Annotated in this window: 17 protein-coding genes; 12 read left to right on the top strand and 5 right to left on the bottom strand. The window is 72.4% G+C overall.

Translation table 11 applies throughout. The annotated features are described in order from the left end of the window. Positions 1-66 precede the first annotated feature (66 nt). Positions 67-831, bottom strand: a complete 765-nt coding sequence (locus JEK78_RS04510) for a phosphatase PAP2 family protein (protein ID WP_242483263.1) — start codon at positions 829-831, stop codon at positions 67-69. 184 nt (positions 832-1015) lie between these two features. Continuing rightward, on the bottom strand, positions 1016-2350 hold the full coding sequence (gene gabT, locus JEK78_RS04505) for a 4-aminobutyrate--2-oxoglutarate transaminase (RefSeq protein WP_200262802.1): 1335 nt from the start codon (positions 2348-2350) through the stop codon (positions 1016-1018). A gap of 273 nt (positions 2351-2623) precedes the next feature. On the opposite strand from gabT, the gene JEK78_RS04500 reads away from it, so the two are divergent. The 10 genes from JEK78_RS04500 (at position 2624) to JEK78_RS04455 (ending at position 17710) form a co-directional block, all read left to right on the top strand. Continuing rightward, the gene (locus tag JEK78_RS04500) at positions 2624-4744 is read left to right on the top strand and encodes an ATP-binding protein (protein ID WP_200262801.1); all 2121 of its coding nucleotides are present in this window, start codon (positions 2624-2626) and stop codon (positions 4742-4744) included. 109 nt (positions 4745-4853) lie between these two features. Next, the gene (locus JEK78_RS04495; RefSeq protein WP_200262800.1) at positions 4854-6431 is read left to right on the top strand and encodes a PucR family transcriptional regulator; all 1578 of its coding nucleotides are present in this window, start codon (positions 4854-4856) and stop codon (positions 6429-6431) included. 154 nt (positions 6432-6585) lie between these two features. Next, entirely contained in the window at positions 6586-8034 is a 1449-nt protein-coding gene (locus JEK78_RS04490) for an aldehyde dehydrogenase family protein (protein ID WP_200262799.1), read from the top strand. A gap of 389 nt (positions 8035-8423) precedes the next feature. Beyond that, the gene (locus JEK78_RS04485; RefSeq protein WP_200262798.1) at positions 8424-10373 is read left to right on the top strand and encodes an acyl-CoA dehydrogenase family protein; all 1950 of its coding nucleotides are present in this window, start codon (positions 8424-8426) and stop codon (positions 10371-10373) included. 126 nt (positions 10374-10499) lie between these two features. Next, positions 10500-11762, top strand: coding sequence for a 1-deoxy-D-xylulose-5-phosphate reductoisomerase (gene dxr / locus JEK78_RS04480; protein WP_200262797.1), 1263 nt, complete (start codon positions 10500-10502; stop codon positions 11760-11762). An 8-nt stretch (positions 11763-11770) separates the two neighbouring features. Further along, positions 11771-13063, top strand: coding sequence for a site-2 protease family protein (locus JEK78_RS04475; protein WP_200263990.1), 1293 nt, complete (start codon positions 11771-11773; stop codon positions 13061-13063). 160 nt (positions 13064-13223) lie between these two features. Next, positions 13224-14381 (top strand): flavodoxin-dependent (E)-4-hydroxy-3-methylbut-2-enyl-diphosphate synthase, encoded by a 1158-nt coding sequence (gene ispG / locus JEK78_RS04470; protein ID WP_200262796.1) that lies wholly within the window; start codon positions 13224-13226, stop codon positions 14379-14381. Positions 14382-14487: 106 nt separating this feature from the next. Next, the gene (locus tag JEK78_RS04465) at positions 14488-15336 is read left to right on the top strand and encodes a GNAT family N-acetyltransferase (RefSeq protein WP_200262795.1); all 849 of its coding nucleotides are present in this window, start codon (positions 14488-14490) and stop codon (positions 15334-15336) included. A 32-nt stretch (positions 15337-15368) separates the two neighbouring features. After that, a complete protein-coding gene (locus JEK78_RS04460) occupies positions 15369-15935 on the top strand; it encodes a GNAT family N-acetyltransferase (RefSeq protein WP_200262794.1) in 567 nt (188 codons plus the stop codon). A gap of 74 nt (positions 15936-16009) precedes the next feature. Continuing rightward, a complete protein-coding gene (locus tag JEK78_RS04455) occupies positions 16010-17710 on the top strand; it encodes a proline--tRNA ligase (RefSeq protein ID WP_200262793.1) in 1701 nt (566 codons plus the stop codon). Positions 17711-17791: 81 nt separating this feature from the next. Here JEK78_RS04455 and JEK78_RS04450 read toward each other — a convergent pair whose 3' ends face one another. The 3 genes from JEK78_RS04450 to JEK78_RS04440 are packed head-to-tail and all read right to left on the bottom strand — an operon-like array spanning position 17792 to position 19713. Further along, entirely contained in the window at positions 17792-18694 is a 903-nt protein-coding gene (locus JEK78_RS04450) for an aminoglycoside phosphotransferase family protein (RefSeq protein WP_200262792.1), read from the bottom strand. Between the two features lie 57 nt (positions 18695-18751). Further along, a complete protein-coding gene (locus JEK78_RS04445; RefSeq protein ID WP_200262791.1) occupies positions 18752-19216 on the bottom strand; it encodes a ferritin-like domain-containing protein in 465 nt (154 codons plus the stop codon). Continuing rightward, entirely contained in the window at positions 19213-19713 is a 501-nt protein-coding gene (locus tag JEK78_RS04440; RefSeq protein ID WP_200262790.1) for a hypothetical protein, read from the bottom strand. The genes JEK78_RS04445 and JEK78_RS04440 overlap by 4 nt, the downstream gene beginning before the upstream one ends. 200 nt (positions 19714-19913) lie before the next feature. Between JEK78_RS04440 and rimP the strand changes: the two genes are divergently transcribed. Both rimP and nusA read left to right on the top strand, forming a co-directional pair. Continuing rightward, on the top strand, positions 19914-20426 hold the full coding sequence (gene rimP / locus JEK78_RS04435) for a ribosome maturation factor RimP (protein ID WP_200262789.1): 513 nt from the start codon (positions 19914-19916) through the stop codon (positions 20424-20426). Positions 20427-20428: 2 nt separating this feature from the next. Next, positions 20429-21415 carry a transcription termination factor NusA gene (gene nusA / locus JEK78_RS04430; RefSeq protein WP_200262788.1) on the top strand — a complete coding sequence of 329 codons (987 nt, stop codon included), beginning with the start codon at positions 20429-20431 and terminating at the stop codon, positions 21413-21415. Positions 21416-21457: the final 42 nt, after the last annotated feature.

Raw genomic sequence — 21457 nt, 5'->3', positions numbered from 1 at the left:
ATCGGCTGTTCGGTGGGCCGGGGCCATCGTAGGCCCGGCATGGTCGGGGTGGCAGCGGTGGGGTCTTCAGGGGGCGACCGGGAGGAAGCGGGGGACGGTCCTGTCGGGGCGGGGCGGCCCGTGGGCGGAAGGGGAAAGGGACCGACGCGGGAAGAGGCCGGCGCCCGTCTCGCCGGCCGCCACGTACGGGGTGAGCGGGGGGGCCGGAAACGTCGGTGGTCGGCGGCGAGGAGGGCTCTGTCGTCTCCGGCGTCTGCGCCCGGTCCGGGGCGTCGCCGACCGTGGTGGTGTGCCGCTCCTGTCCGCCCCGATCGCCCGGGGGACGGCGAGCAGTACGGTGCCCAGGCACCAGCCCGCCGCGATGTCCAGCGGCCAGTGGTATCCCTGACGAACCAGGCCCGACGACACCCCCAGGATCAGGCAGGCGGCGACCCCCCACACCCGGCGGCGCGACGCCCGCGAGGACTCGGGAGGCAGGAGCAGCGCCGCCGCCGTGCCGTAGGCGACCACGGCTGTCACCGTGTGTCCGGAGGGGAAGGAACCGAGAGACTCGGCCACGGCCGGTGCCCCCTGCCGCGCGACCAGGGCCTTGACCGGCAGGACGAGCACCGGAGCCGACACCGTCGGGGCCGCCCCGGCCAGGGCGGGCAGCCACCAGCGGGGCTCGCCGGCCGTCCGGTGTCGCCACGCCACCAGGATCAGGACGGCCGCCAATACCGGGACGGCCACCTCCCCGTTGCCGAGATCCGCCAGGAACTCGCCCATCCGGTCGGGGTGGTGGAGAGCCCGGGTCAGGCGTTCGTCCAGCCGCGCCACCGGCCCGTCCGTCACGACCTGCCAGGTGATCAGGACGAGGAGGCAGCACGCGAGTCGGAGGGGCGGTCGCGGCCAGGTAGTGGCGGGTGGTCCCGTCCGTTCGCACGCGTCGGAGTCACGCGAGGGCCGGGGCGGAGAGTCCGCCCCGGCAGCCGCCCGCGGCGTGGACGACGTGTCCACGATCGACGGATCTTCGGGTTCAGAGTCCTTCGAAGGCACGCTCGATGATGTCCAGGCCCTCGTCGAGCAGGTCCTCGCCGATCACCAGCGGCGGCAGGAACCGCAGGACGTTCCCGTAGGTCCCGCAGGTCAGGACCAGCAGGCCGGCGGCGTGGCAGGCGCGGGCCACCTCGGCGGTCGCCTCGGCGGCGGGTTCCTTGGTGGCCCGGTCTGTGACGAGCTCGACGGCGATCATGGCTCCTCGTCCTCGCACGTCGCCGATCAACTCGAACTTCTCGGCCAGGGCCGACAGACGGCCCTTCATGATGGCCTCGATCCGCTTGGCACGGGCGTTGAGGTCCATCTCACGCATCGTCTCGATGGCGCCGAGCGCCCCCGCGCAGGCCACCGGGTTGCCCCCGTAGGTGCCGCCCAGGCCACCGGTGTGGGCGGCGTCCATGATCTCGGCGCGGCCCGTGACGGCGGCGAGCGGCAGTCCACCCGCGATGCCCTTGGCGGTGGTGATCAAGTCCGGGACGATCCCCTCGTCCTCGCAGGCGAACCACTGGCCGGTGCGGCAGAAGCCGGACTGGATCTCGTCGGCGACGAACACGATCCCGTGGTCCCGGGCGAACTCCCGGATCGCCGGCAAGAAGCCTCGGGCCGGTTCGATGAAGCCGCCCTCGCCCAGCAGGGGTTCGATGACGATCGCGGCCACGTTCTCCGCGCCGATCTGCTTGGCGATCTGGTCGACGACCTGGGCGGCGGCCTCCGGGCCCGCGTTCTCCGGGCCGCTCGGCCAGCGGTAGCCGTACGCCACGGGGACGCGGTGGATCTCCGGGGCGAAGGGGCCGAAGCCATGCTTGTAGGGCATGTTCTTGGACGTCAGGGCCATGGTGAGGTTGGTGCGACCGTGATAGCCGTGGTCGAAGACGACGATCGCCTGTCGCCCGGTGTGGATGCGGGCGATCTTGACCGCGTTCTCCACCGCCTCCGCGCCGCTGTTGAAGAGGGCGGACTTCTTGGGGTGGTCGCCCGGGGTCAGCTCGGCCAGCGCCTCCGCGACGTCCACGTAGCCCTCGTACGGCGTGACCATGAAGCAGGTGTGCGTGAACTCGGCGAGCTGTTCGGTCGCCCTGCGGACCACGGCCTCCGCCGAGGCGCCGACCGACGTCACGGCGATACCCGAACCGAAGTCGATCAGTCGGTTGCCGTCGACGTCCTCGATGATCCCGCCCCCGGCCCGCGCGGTGAACACCGGCAGCACCGAGCCCACACCTCGCGCGACGGAGGCGGTCCGACGGGCCTGGAGCTCCCGCGACTTCGGGCCGGGGATCGCGGTGACGAGGCGACGCGTCTGCGGCAGTACGGTCATGGGGGGCTCCTGGATCGTGCGGGTCGCGGGGTCCTCCACCGCAGGCTAGGGCGGCCGACGCCCGGCGGGCATGCTCCAGGTGGGCGGTGTCGAGCGGCGCCGTTGTCCGCGGTGGACATAGCGTGCCGCGCCCCCGAACGCCGGCCCGACCGGACACCGGGCACGGGCGAAGAATACCGCCGACCCTGCCCGGTGACCGGTGAACTCACCCCGGGAGGCATTAGATTGGCTGGCCGAGAGTGCACGCGCGCGGCTGGTCAGGGGGCAAGGGCGATGGAAGGCGAAGGGACGCGGGACCCGCGGGGCACACGGGCGAACCCCGTGCCGCGTCCGGCGGGGCCGGAGGAGCGCTTGGCCGCGCCACCGAGACCGTCGACGGCCCCGGGAGCGCCTCCGCTGCCCGACGGATCGGCCTTCCTCGCCTGGCTGCGCGTGCCCCGACCGCCCGCGCCCCCCGGGGTGTGGCGGTTCGGGTACCGCCCCCGGCCCGAGGCCGAGCCCGAACGGGTCCCGGGGCGCCGACTGTTCGCCGGCGCGCTCATCGCCTTCCTCGTCGGCTGGTTGATCTGGTCCCTGCTGTGGAACGGCTACCTGGGCGGTTGGTGGCTGCTCCCGCTCTACGCCATGGTCCCCGACTCCTGGGCGGAGCCGCACAGCGTCGGTTCCGTCGTGGTCGTCTACGCCTACTACGGCATCGTCGCCCTCGCGATCCTCTACTGCGTCGGCAGGCTCGGCCGCTGGGCCGAGATCTGGCACCGCTACGCTCCCCGAGTCCGTCGCCCCCCCTCCGAGGGCGGACCCCCGACCGCCCCGGATGAGGACCCCGCCGCCTTCCCCGCCCTGCGCCGCGCCGGCGCCGTCGACGCCGCCGAGCGGCTCGCCACCGAGGCCCGGTCCGGCTTCCTGCGGGACGTGGACCATGCCCGGATCACCCGGGCCTGGCAGGGGGTGACCGGCGGGGCACACGACGCGGCGACCTTCTCGGCGGCGGTGGAACGGCACGGTGCCGGCGCCTGCCCCCACCCCTCCGGGGCCCGGGACCTGCCGCGCCGGCACGCACGCCACGACATGGTGACCGGCCAGGTCCGTCTCGGCACCACCGCGGAGGACCTCCGCAACCCCCACGCCTATCGCGGCGTGGGCCTCGCCCTGGGCCCCGATGAACTGGGCACTTCGTTGCTGGCCGTCGGCCCGGCGGGAGCGGGGAAGACCGCTGCACTCGTGCGCCCCCTGGCCGAGGCGCTCTGCCTCCAGGCACTCGCGGGTCGGGCAGCGGTCGTCGTGGTCGGAGCCGCCGGCGCGGGACTCGGCCCCGCCGACGCCTACGACGTCGTCGTCCGGTTCGGCCACCCCGACTCCCTCCACGACCTGGACCTGTACGGCGGCGCCGACGACCCCGACGAGGCGGCGGCCGTACTGGCCGAGGCGCTCGCCGGCGACCTGGCCGATCCGTCGCCAGGCGGCGACGGTCGGCGCTCCGCGACCGTGTTGGCCCGGCTGCTCGGCCCCTTCCGGGCGGTGCACGACCGCTTCCCCACCATCCCCGAGCTGCGCCGACTCCTCGACGGAGCCCCCGAGTCGCTGGCGGCGCTCCGCGAGTCGCTGACGGCCACCGGTCAGGAAGCGATGCTCCGGGAGCTGGACGCCCGGGAGCGCCAGAGCGGTCGGCCCGGCGACGTCGGGCCCGTGCTGGCCGAGCGCCTGGCGCTGTTGGACCGACCGGCTTTCGCGACGTTCTTCGACACCTCGGGACGGACCCGGGTCTTCTCCCTCCGCTCGCTGGAGCATCCGGTGCGAGTCCGCGTCGATCTTCCCGATCGTGCGCACCCCGACGCCTCGCGGCTCCTGGCCCGGCTGCTGCTGGCCCAGTTCGCCGCGAGCGTCGCGGCACGCGAGGACCGCTCCCTCTTCGCTTGTCTGGTCCTCGACGACGCCGGCGGGGCGGTGACGCCGGAAGCGGTCCGGGGTATCCAGCGACTGCGTTCTGCCGGCGCCGGCGTGGTGCTGACGCTCCGCACCCTCGACGATCTGCCTCGGGAGCTGCGAGCGCCGCTGCTCGGTTCCGTCGGCTGTCGGGTGGCGCTCTCCGGCCTGACGCCTTGGGACGGGCAGGGCTTCGCCGAGGTGTGGGGGAAGGAGTGGACCGAGGCCCACGACGTGACCGACCGGCAGATCATCGCCGAAAGCGCCGCGGGCAAGGCCGCGTACCTGGTGCGCAGGGCGATCACCGGCAAGGCGCCCACCGCCAGGGCGGTGACCGTGCGCCAGGTCGAGCGGGAGCGCTGGTCGGCCTCCGAGCTGGCGCACACCCTGCCACCGGGGCACGCCGTGCTGTCCCTCACCACCGTCCGGGGGGAGCACACGCCCCCTCTGTTGGTGGACCTGCGCGGTTGAAGCCGCCGCGGCCCCGGCCACCGTACGGTGAGGCAGAATCGGAGTGGCCGTTCGTCCAGCGCGGCCAAATGAACGCGACGGCTCGCTCCGTCGCCCAGCGGAAGGCCTCATGTCACCGACCCTCGCCTCGCTCGTCCGCCACACCGCGCTGAGACTCACCGTGCGCGCGGGCGGCGATCACCTCGACGTGCCGGTGCGCTGGGCCCACGCCAGCGAACTCGCCGACCCCGTCCCGTACATGGAGGGCGGCGAACTGCTCCTGATCACCGCCCTCAAACTGGACGCGGAGGACCCCGAGGCCATGAGTCGCTACGTGCGGCGGCTCGTCGGAGCGGGCGTGGTGGGACTGGGCTTCGCCGTCGGCGTCCACTACGCGGACATCCCCGACGCCCTGGTGCGGGCGGCCGAGGACGAGGGACTGCCCCTGCTGGAAGTACCGCGCCGCACTCCGTTCATCGCCATCAGCAAGGCCGTGTCCGCGGCCATCGCGGCGGACCAGTACCAGGCGGTGACCGCGGGATTCGCCGCGCAGCGGGAACTCACCCGCCGGGCCCTGGCCGACGGCCCGGAGGGCCTGCTGTCCGCCCTCGCGGGACAGGTCGACGGCTGGGCCGCGTTGTACGACGCCTCCGGCGCCGTCGTCGCCGTGGCGCCGGCGTGGGCCGGACGCCGCGCCGCGCGCCTCGCGGCCGACGTGCGGCGGCTGCGAGACCGCCCGGCTCCGGCCTCCGCCGTCGTCGGCGGCGCCGACGAACCCGAGGAAGCCGACCGGGTCGAACTGCACACCCTCGGCACCTCGCGCCGTCCCCGCGCCGCGCTCGCCGTCGGCACGGCCAACGCCCCCGGGACCGCCGAGCGCTACGCCGTCCACTCCGCCGTCGCTCTCCTGACCCTGACGACCGAACGGTCGCGAGCGCTCCAGGCGGCGGAACAACGGATCGGCACCGCCATGCTCCGCATGCTCCTGGCGGGAGAACCCGACCACGCCCGTGCCGTCGCCGGCGACCTGCACGGAGCGCTGCTGGACGCGCCTTTCCGCGTGGTCGTCGCCGAACGGGCGGAAACGACCTCCGACGAGCCCTTCGTGGTGCTGGCCGACATCGTGGAGTCCGCCGCGGCGCGCGCCGGCGAGGCCGTGCTCGTGGTGCCGGAGGGGGAGCGGCTGGTGGTGTTGGCCAAGGACGGTGGCGCGGCCCTCGCCGCCGGCGTCGAACACGCCTCGGCCCTGGAGGCCGGCCGCCACACCCCGGGTGCCGAGGAGGCGGGCTTCCTCGCCGGGATGTCGGCGCCCACCGGGCCGGCCGCCGCCTCGGTCGCCTATCAACAGGCGCGGCAGGCGCTGTCGGTGGCGCGCCGCCGCGGCCGGGTCTGCGTGGAGCACGACCTGGTGGCCGCGGGGTCGGTGCTGCCGCTGCTGGCCGACGACGCTGTGCGGGCCTTCGCGGACGGGCTGCTGCGGGCGTTGCGGGACCACGACGCCACCGGCCGGGGCGATCTGGTCGCGTCCCTGAGGGCCTGGCTGTCGCGGCACGGTCAGTGGGACGCGGCGGCGGCAGAACTCGGCGTACACCGCCACACCCTGCGCTACCGCATGCGCCGCGTGGAGGAGATCCTCGGGCGCTCCCTGGACGACCCGGACGTGCGCATGGAGCTCTGGCTGGCCCTGAAGGCCACCGACCGGTCCTGACCGTCTCGGCCGGCGCCGGCCGCTCGACACCCTGGCCGTTTCGTCACGGCGCTCCGGTGTATTGCTCCGTTCCGGAGTGCCGTCGCGTCGAGGTGGCACGCCTACCGTGGTCACGTAGGCCACAGCACCCGACGCGGAAGGCCCGGATCCGATCATGACTTCCCCCACCCACGCCTTCTGGCTCGCCGGCCGCCAGGCCATCGGCGCGAACACCCTGGACGTCACCTCCCCCTGGGACGGTCGCCTCGTCGGCACCGTGAGCGTTCCCGACGAGGCGCAGGTGGAGGAGGCCGTGGCGGCGGCGCACGCGGTGCGCGACACGTTCGCCGCCACCCCCGCCCACGTCCGCGCCGCCGCACTCGACCGCGTCGTCAGGGGCCTCACCGAGCGCGCCGAGGAGATCGCCCTGCTCATCTCCGCGGAGAACGGGAAGCCCGTGAAGTGGGCACGGGCCGAGGTCGGCCGGGCGACGTCGGTCTTCCGGTTCGCGGCCGAGGAGGCCCGCCGGTTCAACGGCGGCGACGGTCAGCGGCTCGACACGGACGCGGCCGGCACCGGCCGACTGGCCCTCACGCGCCGCTTCCCCAAGGGCGTCGTGCTCGGCATCGCGCCCTTCAACTTCCCGTTGAACCTGTGCGCCCACAAGATCGCCCCGGCCATCGCCGCCGGTGTGCCGATCATCCTCAAGCCCGCTCCCGCGACGCCGTTGTCCGGGCTCGTGATCGGCGAACTGCTGTCCGGAGCCGACCTGCCCGCCGGCGCCTGGAGCGTCCTTCCGGTGCCCAACGACCGCATGCCCGCCCTCGTACGGGACGAGCGCCTGCCGGTCATCTCGTTCACCGGGTCCGACCGGGTCGGGTACGCGATCATGGAATCGGTGCCGCACAAGCACTGCACCCTGGAACTGGGTGGGAACGGCGCCGCCGTCGTCCTCGACGACTGGTCGAGCGACGCGGACCTGGACCTGGCGGCCCGGCGCATCGCCGCCTTCTCCAACTACCAGGGTGGACAGTCCTGCGTCTCCGTCCAGCGGGTGATCGCCGACGCGACCGTCTACGACCGGCTGCTGCCCCGAGTCGTCGCGGCCGTCGAGGCTCAGGTCACCGGTGACCCCTCCGACGACGCGACCGACGTGGGACCGCTGGTCGACGAGGCCGCGGCGCGTCGCGTCCACACGTGGGTCACGGAGGCCGTCGAGGCCGGAGCCCGCCTGGTCACCGGGGGGACCCGCGACGGCGCCTCCTACGCGCCCACCGTCCTCACGGACGTGCCCGCCGACGTCACCCTGGCGCGCGAGGAGGTGTTCGGTCCCGTGTTGACGATGCGGAGGGTGTCCGGCGAGGAGGAGGCCTTCGCGGCCGTCAACGACTCCCCCTACGGTCTCCAGGCCGGGGTCTTCACCCACGACCTGCGGACCGCCTTCCGCGCCCACCGGGCCCTGGAGGTCGGAGGCGTCGTCATCGGGGACGTTCCCTCCTACCGGGCGGACCAGATGCCCTACGGCGGCACCAAACGGTCGGGGGTCGGTCGTGAGGGCGTGCGGTCCGCGATGGAGGACTACACCTACGAGCGGGTGATGGTCCTCACCGGACTGGAACTCTGAGAGTCGGGGCGCGGGCGTCCCCGAGTGCGTCGGGGCGTCACCCGGGCGGCCCAGCCCCGGCGCTCGCGGCCCGAGGCGCTCGGGTGCCCGACGCGGAGGCGGTGGTGCGAGGCGCCGCTCCCGGCCGTCGGGCGGCCCGGGCCCCGGAGGGATACGGGGAACGCCGACCGGCGGCGCGTCGCCCCCGCGGCCTGCCCGCTCGCCGAGGCTCACGCGCGGAGGCCCTGACGGGCCCGCGCCCGCGCGGGCGGCGCGCGCAACGGTGGTGGGACCCGGAGGAATCGGGTAAATACGGTCGAGTAGCGCCGACCAGAAGCGCGCCCGCGAGATCACGCGAAGGGGTCCCGCCGGGCGGGCCTCCCATCCCGATCCGCGGCGAGGTGCCCCCCATGCCCGCAGCACCCACCCCGTCTTCCTCCCGACCCACCGTCACCGAACGCGAGGCGCGTCAGGTGGCGGAGGCGGCCCGGGAACAGGACTGGCGCAAGCCCAGTTTCGCCAAGGAACTGTTCCTGGGCCGGTTCCGCCTCGACCTGATCCATCCCCACCCGCTCCCCGCCACCGAGGACGCCGAACGTGGCGAGGAGTTCCTGGCCAAGCTGCGCGACTTCTGCGAGACGAAGATCGACGGAGCCGCGATCGAGCGCGACGCGCGCATCCCCGACGAGGTGATCAAGGGCCTCAAGGAGCTGGGCGCTCTCGGCATGAAGATCGACACCAAGTACGGGGGTCTCGGCCTCACCCAGGTCTACTACAACCGGGCCCTGGCCCTGGTCGGCTCGGCGAGCCCCGCCATCGGCGCTCTGCTGTCCGCGCACCAGTCCATCGGCGTACCGCAGCCGCTGAAGATGTTCGGCACCCCCGAACAACGGGAGACCTTCCTGCCGCGCTGCGCCCGCACCGACATCTCGGCCTTCCTGCTGACCGAACCCGACGTCGGCTCCGATCCCGCCCGTCTGGCCACCACCGCCGTCCCGGACGGCGACGATTACGTTCTCGACGGGGTCAAGCTCTGGACCACCAACGGCGTCGTCGCCGACCTGCTGGTCGTGATGGCCCGGGTCCCTGCCTCCGAAGGGCACCGGGGCGGCATCACGGCCTTCGTCGTCGAGGCGGGGTCCGAGGGCATCACCGTGGAGAACCGCAACGCCTTCATGGGCCTGCGCGGCCTGGAGAACGGCGTCACCCGCTTCCACCGGGTGAGGGTACCCGCCGCCAACCGGATCGGCGCCGAGGGCTCGGGCCTGAAGATCGCCCTCACCACACTCAACACGGGCCGACTGTCCCTGCCCGCGATGTGCGCGGGGTCGGGCAAGTGGTGCCTGAAGATCGCTCGCGAGTGGTCCGCGGCCCGCGAACAGTGGGGCAGGCCGGTCGCCTTGCACGAGGCGGTCGGGTCCAAGATCGCCTTCATCGCCGCGACCACCTTCGCCCTGGAGGCCGTCCTCGACCTCTCCTCGCAGATGGCCGACGAGAACCGCAACGACATCCGCATCGAGGCCGCGCTCGCCAAGCTCTACGGATCCGAGATGGCCTGGGTGATGGCCGACGAACTGGTCCAGATCCGCGGCGGGCGAGGGTACGAAACGGCCGACTCCCTCGCGGCCCGGGGCGAGCGCGCGGTGCCGGCCGAGCAACTCCTTCGTGATCTGCGCATCAACCGCATCTTCGAGGGCTCCACCGAGATCATGCACCTGCTGATCGCCAGAGAGGCCGTCGACGCCCATCTCTCGGTCGCCGGGGACCTCATCGACCCCGACAAGCCCCTGGCCGACAAGGCCCGGGCGGGCGCGCGGGCGGGCGCGTTCTACGCCAAGTGGCTGCCCCGGCTGGTCGTCGGCCCCGGCCGGCTCCCGATGTCCTACAGCGCGTTCCGTCCGGCCGGCCACGCCGACCTCTCCGTCCACCTGCGCCACGTCGAGCGCGCTTCGCGAAGGCTCGCCCGCTGCACCTTCTACGCCATGTCCCGCTGGCAGGGTCGGATGGAGAGCAAGCAGGGGTTTCTCGGTCGCGTCGTCGACATCGGCGCGGAGCTCTACGCGATGAGCGCCGCCTGCGTCCGTGCCGAACTGCTGCGCGGCCAAGGGGAACACGGACGGGAGTCCTACCAGCTCGCCGACGCCTTCTGCCGCCAGTCCCGGATCCGGGTCGAGGAGCTCTTCGACCGTCTGTGGACCAACACCGACGAGCAGGACCGAAAGGTCGTCAAGGGCGTGCTCTCGGGCACCTACACATGGCTGGAAGAGGGCGTCGTCGACCCCTCGGGCACCGGCCCCTGGATCGCCGACGCCGCGCCGGGACCGAGCACCAGGGCGAACGTGCACCGGCCCATCCGGTGACGCGTCCCTACCGGTGGGGTACGACGGCCTCGCGCCGCCTCCCCCGCGACCGCCGCGCCCGAGGCGCGCTGCCCGCCCGGGGGAGGCACGGTCCTCCCTCCCGTCCTCAGCGGTGACAATGGGGGGATGAGCGACAGCCCAGCCCCTCTCGCCGACCCCCACCTCGCCTTCGACCCCGTGGTGGCGGGTGATGGTCCCAAGGACGTGGTGATCCTCGGGTCCACCGGATCGATCGGTACCCAGGCCATCGATCTCGTCCTGCGCAACCCTTCCCGATTCCGGGTGACCGGACTGTCGGCCCACGGCTCCCGCGTCGACCTCCTCGCCGAGCAGGCCGGCCGGCTGCGGGCGCGGACCGTCGCGGTGGCCCGCGAGGACGTCGTCCCGGTGCTGCGCGAGGCCCTCCGGAAGCGGTACGCCGCGATCGGTGAACCGCTCCCGGAGATCCTCGCCGGAGCGGACGCGGCCACCGATCTCGCGGCCGGTGACGCGCACACGGTCCTCAACGGCATCACCGGCTCCATCGGCCTGGCCCCGACACTGGCCGCCCTGGAAGCGGGGCGCACGCTCGCGCTCGCGAACAAGGAGTCCCTCATCGTGGGCGGCCCGGTGGTCAAGGCCGTCGCCAAGCCCGGACAGATCATCCCGGTCGACTCCGAGCACGCCGCCCTGTTCCAGGCCCTCGCGGGCGGGAACAGGACCGACGTCCGCAAGATGGTGGTGACCGCCTCCGGCGGCCCCTTCCGCGGCAGGACGCGGGAGGAACTGGCACGGGTGAGCGTCGAGGACGCCCTCGCCCACCCCACCTGGGCGATGGGACCGGTGATCACCATCAACTCCGCGACCCTCGTCAACAAGGGGTTGGAGGTGATCGAGGCACACCTCCTCTACGACATCCCCTTCGATCGCATTGAGGTCGTCGTGCACCCGCAGTCGTATGTTCACTCGATGGTGGAGTTCACGGACGGATCGACGCTGGCACAGGCGACACCCCCCGACATGCGGGGGCCGATCGCCGTCGGCCTCGGCTGGCCCGACCGGGTCCCCGACGCGGCCCCCGCTTTCGACTGGAGCAAGGCGTCGACCTGGGAGTTCTTCCCACTCGACCACGAGGCGTTCCCCGCGGTCGACCTGGCGCGCCGGGTCGGCGAACTCGCGGGTACGGCTCCGGCGGTGTTCAATGCCGCCAACGAGGAGTGCGTCGAGGCGTTCCGGACCGGCGCGCTGCCGTATCTGGGGATCATGGAGACCGTCACGCGGGTGGTCGAGGAACACGGCACCCCGCCCGCGGGAACCTCGCTCACCGTCGCGGACGTCCTCGAAGCGGAGTCCTGGGCACGGGCCCGGACTCGTGAGTTGGCGGCTCGGACGGCGGAGGCCCGTGCATGACGAACTTGATGTTCATCCTCGGCATAGTCCTCTTCGCGGTCGGTCTGCTGTTCTCCATCGCCTGGCACGAACTCGGCCACCTCTCCACGGCGAAGCTCTTCGGCATCCGCGTCCCCCAGTACATGGTGGGCTTCGGACCGACGCTGTTCTCCCGGCGCAGAGGAGAGACCGAGTACGGGATCAAGGCGATCCCGCTCGGCGGCTACATCCGTATGATCGGGATGTTCCCTCCGGGCCCCGACGGCAGGACGCAGGCCCGCTCCACCTCGCCGTGGCGCAGCATGATCGAGGACGCCCGCTCGGCGGCCTTCGAGGAACTGCGACCCGGTGACGAGAAGCGCCTTTTCTACACGCGTAAGCCGTGGAAGCGGATCGTCGTGATGTTCGCCGGCCCGTTCATGAACCTGGTCCTGGCCCTCGGGCTGTTCCTCACGGTGCTCATGGGGTTCGGCATCGCCCAGCAGACCACCACCGTCGGTTCGGTCTCCCCCTGTGTCATCGCCCAGAGCGAGAACCGCGACGAGTGCGCGGCGTCGGATCCCGCCTCCCCCGCGGCGGCGGCCGGTCTCCGGGCGGGCGACACCATCGTGTCCTTCGACGGCGTCCGCACCGACCAGTGGAACGAGCTGTCCGACCTCATCCGTGTCCACCCGGGCGACACCGTCCCGATCGTCGTGCAGCGGGACGGCGAGGAGGTCACCCTCACCGCCACGATCGTTTCCAACCAGGTCCAGAAGAAGGACGCCGCGGGTCGCGTCGTCCCGGACGAGTACGTCACCGCCGGATTCCTCGGATTCAGCGCCGCCACCGGCGTCGTCAAGCAGGACTTCGGCCAGTCCGTGACCTGGATGGGCGACCGGATCGGCGACGCCGTCGACGCGCTGGCCGCGCTCCCCGCCAAGGTTCCCGCACTGTGGGACGCGGCCTTCGGGGACGGCCCGCGCGAGCCGGACTCACCGATGGGCGTCGTCGGAGCCGCCCGGGTCGGCGGGGAGATCTTCACCCTGGACATCCCGCCCACCCAGCAACTGGCCATGGCGCTGATGCTGGTGGCCGGATTCAACCTCTCGCTCTTCCTGTTCAACATGCTGCCCCTGCTGCCGCTGGACGGTGGCCACATCGCGGGCGCCCTCTGGGAGTCGCTGCGACGGAACGCCGCGAGAGTGCTGCGACGGCCCGACCCGGGCCCCTTCGACGTGGCCAAGCTGATGCCGGTCGCGTACGTGGTGGCGGGTCTCTTCGTGTGCTTCACGGTGCTGGTACTGATCGCGGACGTCGTGAACCCGGTGAGGATCTCCTAGACGCCGGGCGCGTCGCCCTCCGTCCCGCCCCCTTCCGGCTCTTCCGGGCGGCGTTCCACGGGATGAGGTGCTCCCGGCCGGGCGCGTGTCGTAGTCTCGAAGCCCGGAGCCCGCTGCTGACGGGACCGGTCCTGGACCACGACTTGGGGTTGCACCGCAGATGACCGCGATTTCACTCGGCATGCCGTCCGTACCGACCACCCTCGCCGAGCGTCGGCGGAGCCGGCAGATCCAGGTCGGATCGGTCGCGGTCGGTGGGGACGCCCCCGTCTCCGTGCAGTCGATGACGACGACCCGTACCTCCGACATCGGCGCGACGCTCCAGCAGATCGCCGAGCTGACCGCCTCCGGATGCCAGATCGTACGAGTCGCCTGCCCGACCCAGGACGACGCGGACGCGCTCGCCACCATCGCGCGCAAGTCGCAGATCCCCGTGATCGCCGACATCCACTTCCAGCCCAAGTACGTCTTCGCGGCCATCGAGGCGGGCTGCGCGGCGGTCCGTGTCAACCCGGGCAACATCAAGCAGTTCGACGACAAGGTCAAGGAGATCGCCGCGGCGGCCCGCGACCACGGGACCCCGATCCGGATCGGAGTCAACGCGGGCTCCCTGGACAGTCGACTGCTGCGGAAGTACGGCAAGGCCACCCCGGAGGCGCTCGTCGAGTCCGCCCTCTGGGAGGCTTCCCTCTTCGAGGAACACGACTTCAGGGACATCAAGATCTCCGTGAAGCACAACGACCCGGTCGTCATGATCGAGGCGTACAGTCAGCTGGCCGAGGCCTGCGACTACCCCCTGCACCTGGGGGTGACCGAGGCGGGCCCCGCCTTCCAGGGCACGATCAAGTCGGCGGTGGCCTTCGGCGCCCTGCTCAGCCAGGGCATCGGCGACACCATCCGCGTCTCCCTCTCCGCGCCCCCGGCCGAGGAGGTGAAGGTCGGGATCCAGATCCTCGAATCGCTGAACCTCCGCCGGCGCGGCCTGGAGATCGTCTCCTGCCCGTCGTGCGGACGCGCCCAGGTCGACGTGTACAAGCTGGCGGAGGAGGTCACCGCCGGTCTGACGGGCATGGAGGTCCCTCTTCGAGTGGCGGTCATGGGGTGCGTCGTCAACGGTCCCGGCGAGGCGCGCGAGGCCGACCTGGGCGTCGCCTCCGGCAACGGCAAGGGGCAGATCTTCGTCAAGGGCGAGGTCATCAAGACGGTGCCCGAGTCGAAGATCGTGGAGACGCTGATCGAAGAGGCCATGAAGCTCGCCGAGCGCATGGAGCGGGAGGGCGTCGCCTCCGGCGAGCCCTCCGTCTCGGTGGCCGGTTGACCGGCTCCGGGGAGCGTCCGTCCCAGGGCGCGGGCCCAGGGCGGCGCCCCCGCTCCCCGGCAGGTACAGTGCGGAGACCAGCAGCTCCTTGGATGAGGCCCCGCGCGTGTTGACACAGACCACCTCCCGGGTGCTCGTCCCGGGCGACCTGGACGCCGTGCTCGCCGTCCTCGATCGCGAGCCGATCGCGAACGCCTTCGTCGCCGCCCGTGTCCGGCTCGCCGGTCTCGACCCGTGGCGCCTCGGTGGTGAGATGTGGGGCTGGTACGAAGACGGCATGTTGGCTTCCTTGTGCTACGCCGGTGCCAACCTCGTCCCCGTCTGCGCCGGACCTCGTGCCGTCCGCGCATTCGCCGACCGGGCCCGTCGCACCGGACGGCGCTGCTCTTCCGTGGTCGGCCCCGCCGAACCCACCGCCGAGCTGTGGCGGCTCCTTGAGCCACACTGGGGCCCCGCCCGAGACGTGCGGGCCCGTCAGCCACTGATGGCCACGGACCGGATGCCCACCGACATCACCCCGGACCCGTACGTCCGCCGTGTCCGCAAGGACGAGACGGACACGCTCATGCCCGCGTGCGTGGCCATGTTCACCGAGGAGGTCGGCGTCTCCCCGCTGTCCGGCGACGGCGGCCTGCTCTACCAGGCCCGTGTCGCCGAACTCGTCGGCTCCGGCAGGTCCTTCGCCCGCTTCGACTCCGAGGGGCGAGTCGTGTTCAAGGCCGAGATCGGCGCCGCGACCGACCGTGCGTGTCAGATCCAGGGGGTCTGGGTCGCTCCCGAACACCGGGGCACCGGGCTGGCCGCGCCCGGCATGGCCGCCGTCCTCCGACACGCCCTCGCGGACGTCGCCCCCGTCGCCAGCCTCTACGTCAACGACTACAACACGGCGGCGAGGAGGACCTACCGGAGGGTGGGGTTCCGCGAGGTCGGCGCGTTCATGAGCGTTCTCTTCTGAGGGCGCCGGGCAGGGGCGGGTAGGCTCCGGGGATGGAGCTCGTGATCGGCCCACTCGACCTCGGCGCGCATGTCGACGAGGCCCTCGCCGTCCAGGCCGTCGCCTTCGGACTGGCCTCCGACGAGATCGCGGTGCGGCGCCAGATCGTGCTGCGGCACATGACCCGGCCGGGTGCGCGGGCCCTCGGAGCCACCACCTCCAGCGGACGTCTCGTCGGATTCGTCTACGGCATGCCCAACGACCGCACCCAGTGGTGGTCCTCCATGGTCGAGCCCCCGCTGCGCGCCCGAGGGAACGAAGACTGGCTGGACGACTCCTTCGCCATCACCGAACTGCACGTCCACCCTCGCCACCAGCGCCGGGGCATCGGGCGTGCCCTGATCACCACGATCACCGACGGCGCCACCGAGCCTCGTTCGATCCTCTCCGCCATCGACGCGGACGGCCCGGCCCGCTCTCTCTACCACTCGCTCGGCTACCGCGACCTCGCCCGGCGGGTCCGTTTCCCCAGCGCCGCGCGGCCCTACGCGGTGATGGGGGCCCGGTTGCCGCTCCGTCGACCGGCGCCCGCCCGCGACCCTCTCCCGGACCGCCCCTAATCGATTTCCGAGAGCGCGGACCACCCGGCTAGTCTCGACCGCCACAGCCTCTGCCAGCAGGAGATTCGAGAACCATGGCGAACGCACCGGTCCAGCGCATGTCCCAGTTGATGGCGAAGACGCTGCGCGACGATCCGGCGGACGCCGAGGTCCTCAGCCACAAACTCCTGGTCCGGGCCGGGTACGTCCGGCGCACCGCCGCCGGGATCTGGTCCTGGCTGCCCCTCGGCCGCAAGGTGTTGGCCAACGTCGAGCGTGTCGTGCGCGAGGAGATGGACGCGATCGGCGCCCAAGAGGTGCTGCTCCCGGCCCTGCTGCCCAAGGAGCCCTACGACGCCACGGGCCGCTGGGACGAGTACGGTCCCGAACTCTTCCGCCTCCGGGACCGCAAGGGCGGCGACTACCTCCTCGGCCCCACCCACGAGGAGATCTTCACCCTCCTGGTGAAGGATCAGGCCTCCTCCTACAAGGACCTGCCGGTCATCCTCTACCAGATCCAGTCCAAGTACCGTGACGAGGCCCGCCCTCGGGCCGGCATTCTGCGCGGGCGCGAGTTCCTGATGAAGGACTCCTACTCCTTCGACACCACCGAGGAGGGACTCGCCGAGTCCTATGCCCTCCACCGCGAGGCATACCAACGGATCTTCGAGCGCCTCGGCCTCGACTACCGCATCTGTGCCGCCACCGCCGGAGCGATGGGCGGCTCCCGTTCCGAGGAGTTCCTGACCCCGGCGGAGGCGGGCGAGGACACCTTCGCCGACTGCCCGGAGTGCGACTTCGCCGCCAACACGGAGGCGATCACCCACGAGGTGACACCGGTCGACGCCGCGGGCCTTCCGGCGTCGGAGGAGATCCCGACGCCGGACACTCCCACCATCGAGACCCTCGCGGCCTCCCTCGGTGTACCGGCCTCCGCGACGCTGAAGAACCTCCTGGTGAAGGTCGACGGCGAGATCGTGGCCGTCGGGGTGCCCGGCGACCGTGAGGTCGATCTCGGCAAGGTCGAGGCCCATTTCGCGCCGGCCGCCGTGGAACTCGTCACGGAGTCGGACTTCGCGGTCCGGCCCGACCTGGTGCGCGGATACGTCGGGCCACAGGGTCTGGACAAGACCAGGTACGTGGCCGACCCGCGGGTGGCCCCCGGCACCTCATGGATCACCGGGGCCAACAAGCCGCACACCCACGCCCGCCACGTCGTGGCCGGTCGCGATTTCGAGGTCGACGCCTATGTGGACGCCGTCGTGGTCAGGGAGGGCGACCCCTGCCCGAAGTGCGGTGCCGGCCTGAAACTGGACCGGGCCATCGAGATCGGGCACATCTTCCAGCTGGGTCGCAAGTACACCGACGTGCTTCACCTCGACGTCCTCGGAAAGAACGGCAAGCCGGTCCGCGTCACCATGGGCTCCTACGGCATCGGGGTCTCCCGCGCGGTCGCCGCCCTCGCCGAACAGCACGCCGACGACAAGGGCCTGGTGTGGCCCGCCGAGATCGCCCCCGCCGACGTGCACGTGGTCGCCGCCGGCAAGGCCCTCCAGACCGAGCTGGCGTTGGAGATCTCCGGAAAGCTGGCCGCGGCCGGGGTACGGGTTCTGGTGGACGATCGCGCCGGCATCTCTCCGGGGGTGAAGTTCACCGACGCCGAGTTGATCGGGGTTCCCGCCATCCTCGTGGCCGGGCGGCGGTCCGGCGAGGGCGTGGTCGAGCTCAAGAATCGTCGGACCGGCGAGCGTGAGGAGCTCACGGTGGACGAGGCGATCGCCCGCCTGACGGCCTGACCCTCGCCCGGCTCCTCCTCTCGATCCCCCGACAGGGTCCGGTTGGGGCAGGGCCCCCTCCCCTCCTGGAGGGGAGGGGGATCAAAGCCAGCCGGCGAACTCGAGCAGCAGCTCCGCGTCCCTGGCCCGCCCGACTCGGCGAGCACGCGCGCCCGACTCCACGGCCCGGAACAGCGTCCAGCCGCGCAGCCGCTCCTGGTCCACCTCCAGCGACTCCGCGAGACGCCGCACCCGCCGTCGGGTGGTCGCCGCCCCGGACGGCTGGGCGATGAGGTCCTCCACCCGGTCTCGCACCAACCGTGCCAAGTCGAAGGCGCGCTCGCCCACGACGGGGTCGGGGCCGACGGCCAGCCAGGGCATCCGGTCCGCCGCGAGGACCTTGCTCTGTCGGAAGGTGCCGTGCAGCAGCACCTGTTCCGGTGGTGTCGTCACCAGTTCCTCGCGGGCCGCGAGGGCCTCCGTCGCGAGCGGCGCCAGTTCCGGGTCGACGTCCGCACCGGCGCGGATCGCCCGTGCCTGTCGGAGGGTGCGATCCGCGACCGTCTCGAAGGGGTGATCCTCCGGCGGCGTCACCCACAGTCTGCGGAGTGTCCCCGCGGCCTCCAGCAGGGCCCGGGACTCCGGCAGGGAGCGCACGGACACGTCCGGGCGCAGCCGTTCCAGCAGCAGTGTCCCGGGCCCGGCGGCGCCCGGCCGCAGCAGACGCACCGCGCCCAGGCCGTCCCAGCGGGCCAGCGCGGCGCGTTCGGCCTCCGGCCGGGCGCGCGGAGGCGCCAGTTTCAGGACCTCGGGCGCGCCGTCGGGTCCTCGCACGAGCAGGACCAGGCTGCTACGTCCCCCGGGCTCCTGGACCCGCTCCACCGCGCACTCGCCGAGGGCGGTGGCCTGCCGAACCGTCCGCGGGAGGCTCGCCAGCCAGTCGTCGCCTTCCGGCGCCGTCTCCGTGAGTGCCTTGACCAGTCGCCCTGGCGGTTCGCAAGCCATGCGCGCGTCGTTCCCTTCCCGTCCGGGCGTGGCCGAACGTGTGGCGTGGTCCACGTGCTACGCGGTCGGGGTGCCGGACGCCGCCGAAGTGTCCGTGTGCTCTGCGAGACCAGGGAAGGCTACGCTTCCGCCCCGCCAACGCGCGGCTCGGACCGCCGCCTCCCGCAACCCTTGCGCCGCCGCGGCGCGCAGTTCCGCGTCGGCGGCGCGCACGAGGTCGGCGTAGGCGCCGGCCAGCCGGTCCTCGAGTTCCACGGCGAGTCGAACGGCCGCCGCGTGGTCCGGGACCTCGAAGGGCAGCGCGTAGCCCGCCTCCGCCGCGACCGGCTCGGCTTCGAGGCCCCGCACCTCTTTGGCCAGCGCGTCGCGCTTCGCGCGGTGTGCGTCGTGGCCCGCGCGCGCCTGGGTTCGCAGTTCCTCGTCGATCCGCCCGCCCACGACGCCGTATCCGTAGATCGCGGCGTGTTCGGCGGCCAGCGCGGCTTGCAGGGCGTCCAGTGCGTCGCTCGGCGTCTCGCTCAACTCTTCGTCTCCCCGTCCGTCAGCAGATAGGCGTGTACCGCTCCGGCCGCGGCCACCGAGGCGAGCAGCCGGGCCTGTTCGCCGGGCAGGTCCGGCAGGGTGGCGAACCGCCGGTCGGCGAGGGCGCGCTCGGCCGCGACCAGCTCCGCGAGCGAGGTGTCCGGGTCGTCGGAGGCGGCGACCGCCGTCGGTTCCCCGGAGGTCGGCGACCTCGGGGGTCCCAACTCGGCCGCGTGTCGTGCGGTCTCGTCGCGGAGCGGTCGCAGCCGGGCGCCCAGCTCAGGGTGGGCGGCCAGCACCGCGTCGTACCGGGCGACCAGGGTGCGGCTGTCCCGGGCCGCGCGGGTCAGCGTCCGGTCCGCCGCGGCGGCGCGCGCGTCCGGAGGGTCCGGCCTCGGGCCCCCGGAGCAGCCGAGGAGTGTGGCCCCGGCGACGGAGACCAGCAGGGTCCTTCGGCGCGGCCCCGAGGCGGGGCGTGGTGGTGGAGGGAGCGGCACGGTGGTCCTCGGGCGTTCGAGCGACGGGGGCGGCCGAGCCCGATGGGCCCGGCGGTGATCACGGTACCGGGGCGTCCCGACGGTCCCGGTCGGCGGCACCGGGGTGGACGGGTGGACGCCAACACCCTCCGGGACCGGATACCCTTTGACCGGACACGCGACCATCGCACAACAGCACACGCGGCCGAGGAGTCACCCGGATGAGCACCACCCAGAGCGAGAGGCTGCGAGAGCTCTTGGAGCCCCTCGTCGCTTCCCATGATCTGGATCTCGAAGAGATCGCGGTGGACTCGGTCGGGCGCAAGCGGGTGCTGCGCGTGGTCGTGGACTCGGAGACCGGTGCGGACCTCGATCGCGTGGCCGACGTCAGCCGGGCCCTCTCGGCGAGGCTCGACGAGAGCGACGCGATGGGGGAGGGCGAGTACACCCTGGAGGTCGGCACCCCTGGGGCGGAGCGGTCCCTCACCCTGCACCGGCACTATGTGCGCGCTCTCGGTCGACTGGTGGCCTTCCGGCTGACCGACGACACCAGGTCGACCGCCAGAATCACGCAGGTGGACGACGACGGCCTGGACGTCGAGGTGCCGGGCGTCAAGGGACGCGCGCCGACCGCCCGCCGCATCCCGTTCTCCGACATCGCGGACGCTCGGGTGCGTGTCGAGTTCAACCGCAAGAAGGACAGCAGGGACATGACGGAAGAAGAGGAGGCGTAGCCGTGGACATCGACATGAGTGCCCTGCGGGGCTTGGTTCGGGAGAAGGAGATCTCCTTCCCCCTGCTCGTCGAGGCGATCGAGTCGGCCCTCCTCATCGCCTACCACCGCACCGACGGAAGCCGCCGACACGCGCGAGTGGAGCTGGACCGGGATACCGGACACGTCACCGTGTGGGCGAAGGAGGACCCGGAGGACCTCGAAGAGGGCCAGGAGCCCCGCGAGTTCGACGACACCCCCTCGGACTTCGGCCGGATCGCCGCGACCACCGCCAAGCAGGTCATCCTGCAGCGGCTCCGCGACGCCGAGGACGACGCGACCCTCGGCGAGTACGCGGGGCGTGAGGGCGACATCGTCACCGGGGTGGTCCAGCAGGGTCGCGACCCGAAGAACGTGCTGGTGGACATCGGGAAACTAGAGGCCATCCTTCCGGTTCAGGAGCAGGTCCCCGGAGAGAGCTATCCGCACGGCACCCGACTGCGCTCGTACGTCGTTCGGGTGGCGAAGGGCGTGCGAGGGCCATCGGTCACTCTTTCGCGTACCCACCCCAATCTGGTGAAGAAGCTGTTCGCGCTCGAGGTGCCGGAGATCGCCGACGGGTCGGTGGAGATCTCGGCCATCGCCCGCGAAGCGGGTCACCGGACCAAGATCGCCGTACGCTCGGTCCGATCCGGCCTGAACGCCAAGGGCGCCTGCATCGGCCCCATGGGCGGCCGTGTCCGCAATGTCATGGGCGAGCTCAACGGGGAGAAGATCGACATCGTCGACTGGTCGGACGACCCGGCGGAGATGGTGGCCAACGCCCTCTCTCCGGCCAGGGTGTCCAAGGTCGAGGTCGTGGACCTGGCCGCCAGGTCGGCTAGGGTCACGGTGCCGGACTACCAGCTGTCGCTGGCGATCGGCAAGGAAGGCCAGAACGCGCGCCTCGCCGCTCGGCTGACCGGCTGGCGGATCGACATCCGGCCCGACACGGAGCCGTCGGAAGGGTAGTGACGGCCCGCGGACGGGGTGAATCCCGGCCGCCGATCGCAG

Origin of the sequence: Streptomyces sp. HSG2 (assembly GCF_016598575.1) — a bacterium.
Lineage (GTDB): Bacteria > Actinomycetota > Actinomycetes > Streptomycetales > Streptomycetaceae > Streptomyces.
Note: the sequence above shows the minus strand (reverse complement) of the source record. Positions and strands in the feature narration are given on the sequence as shown.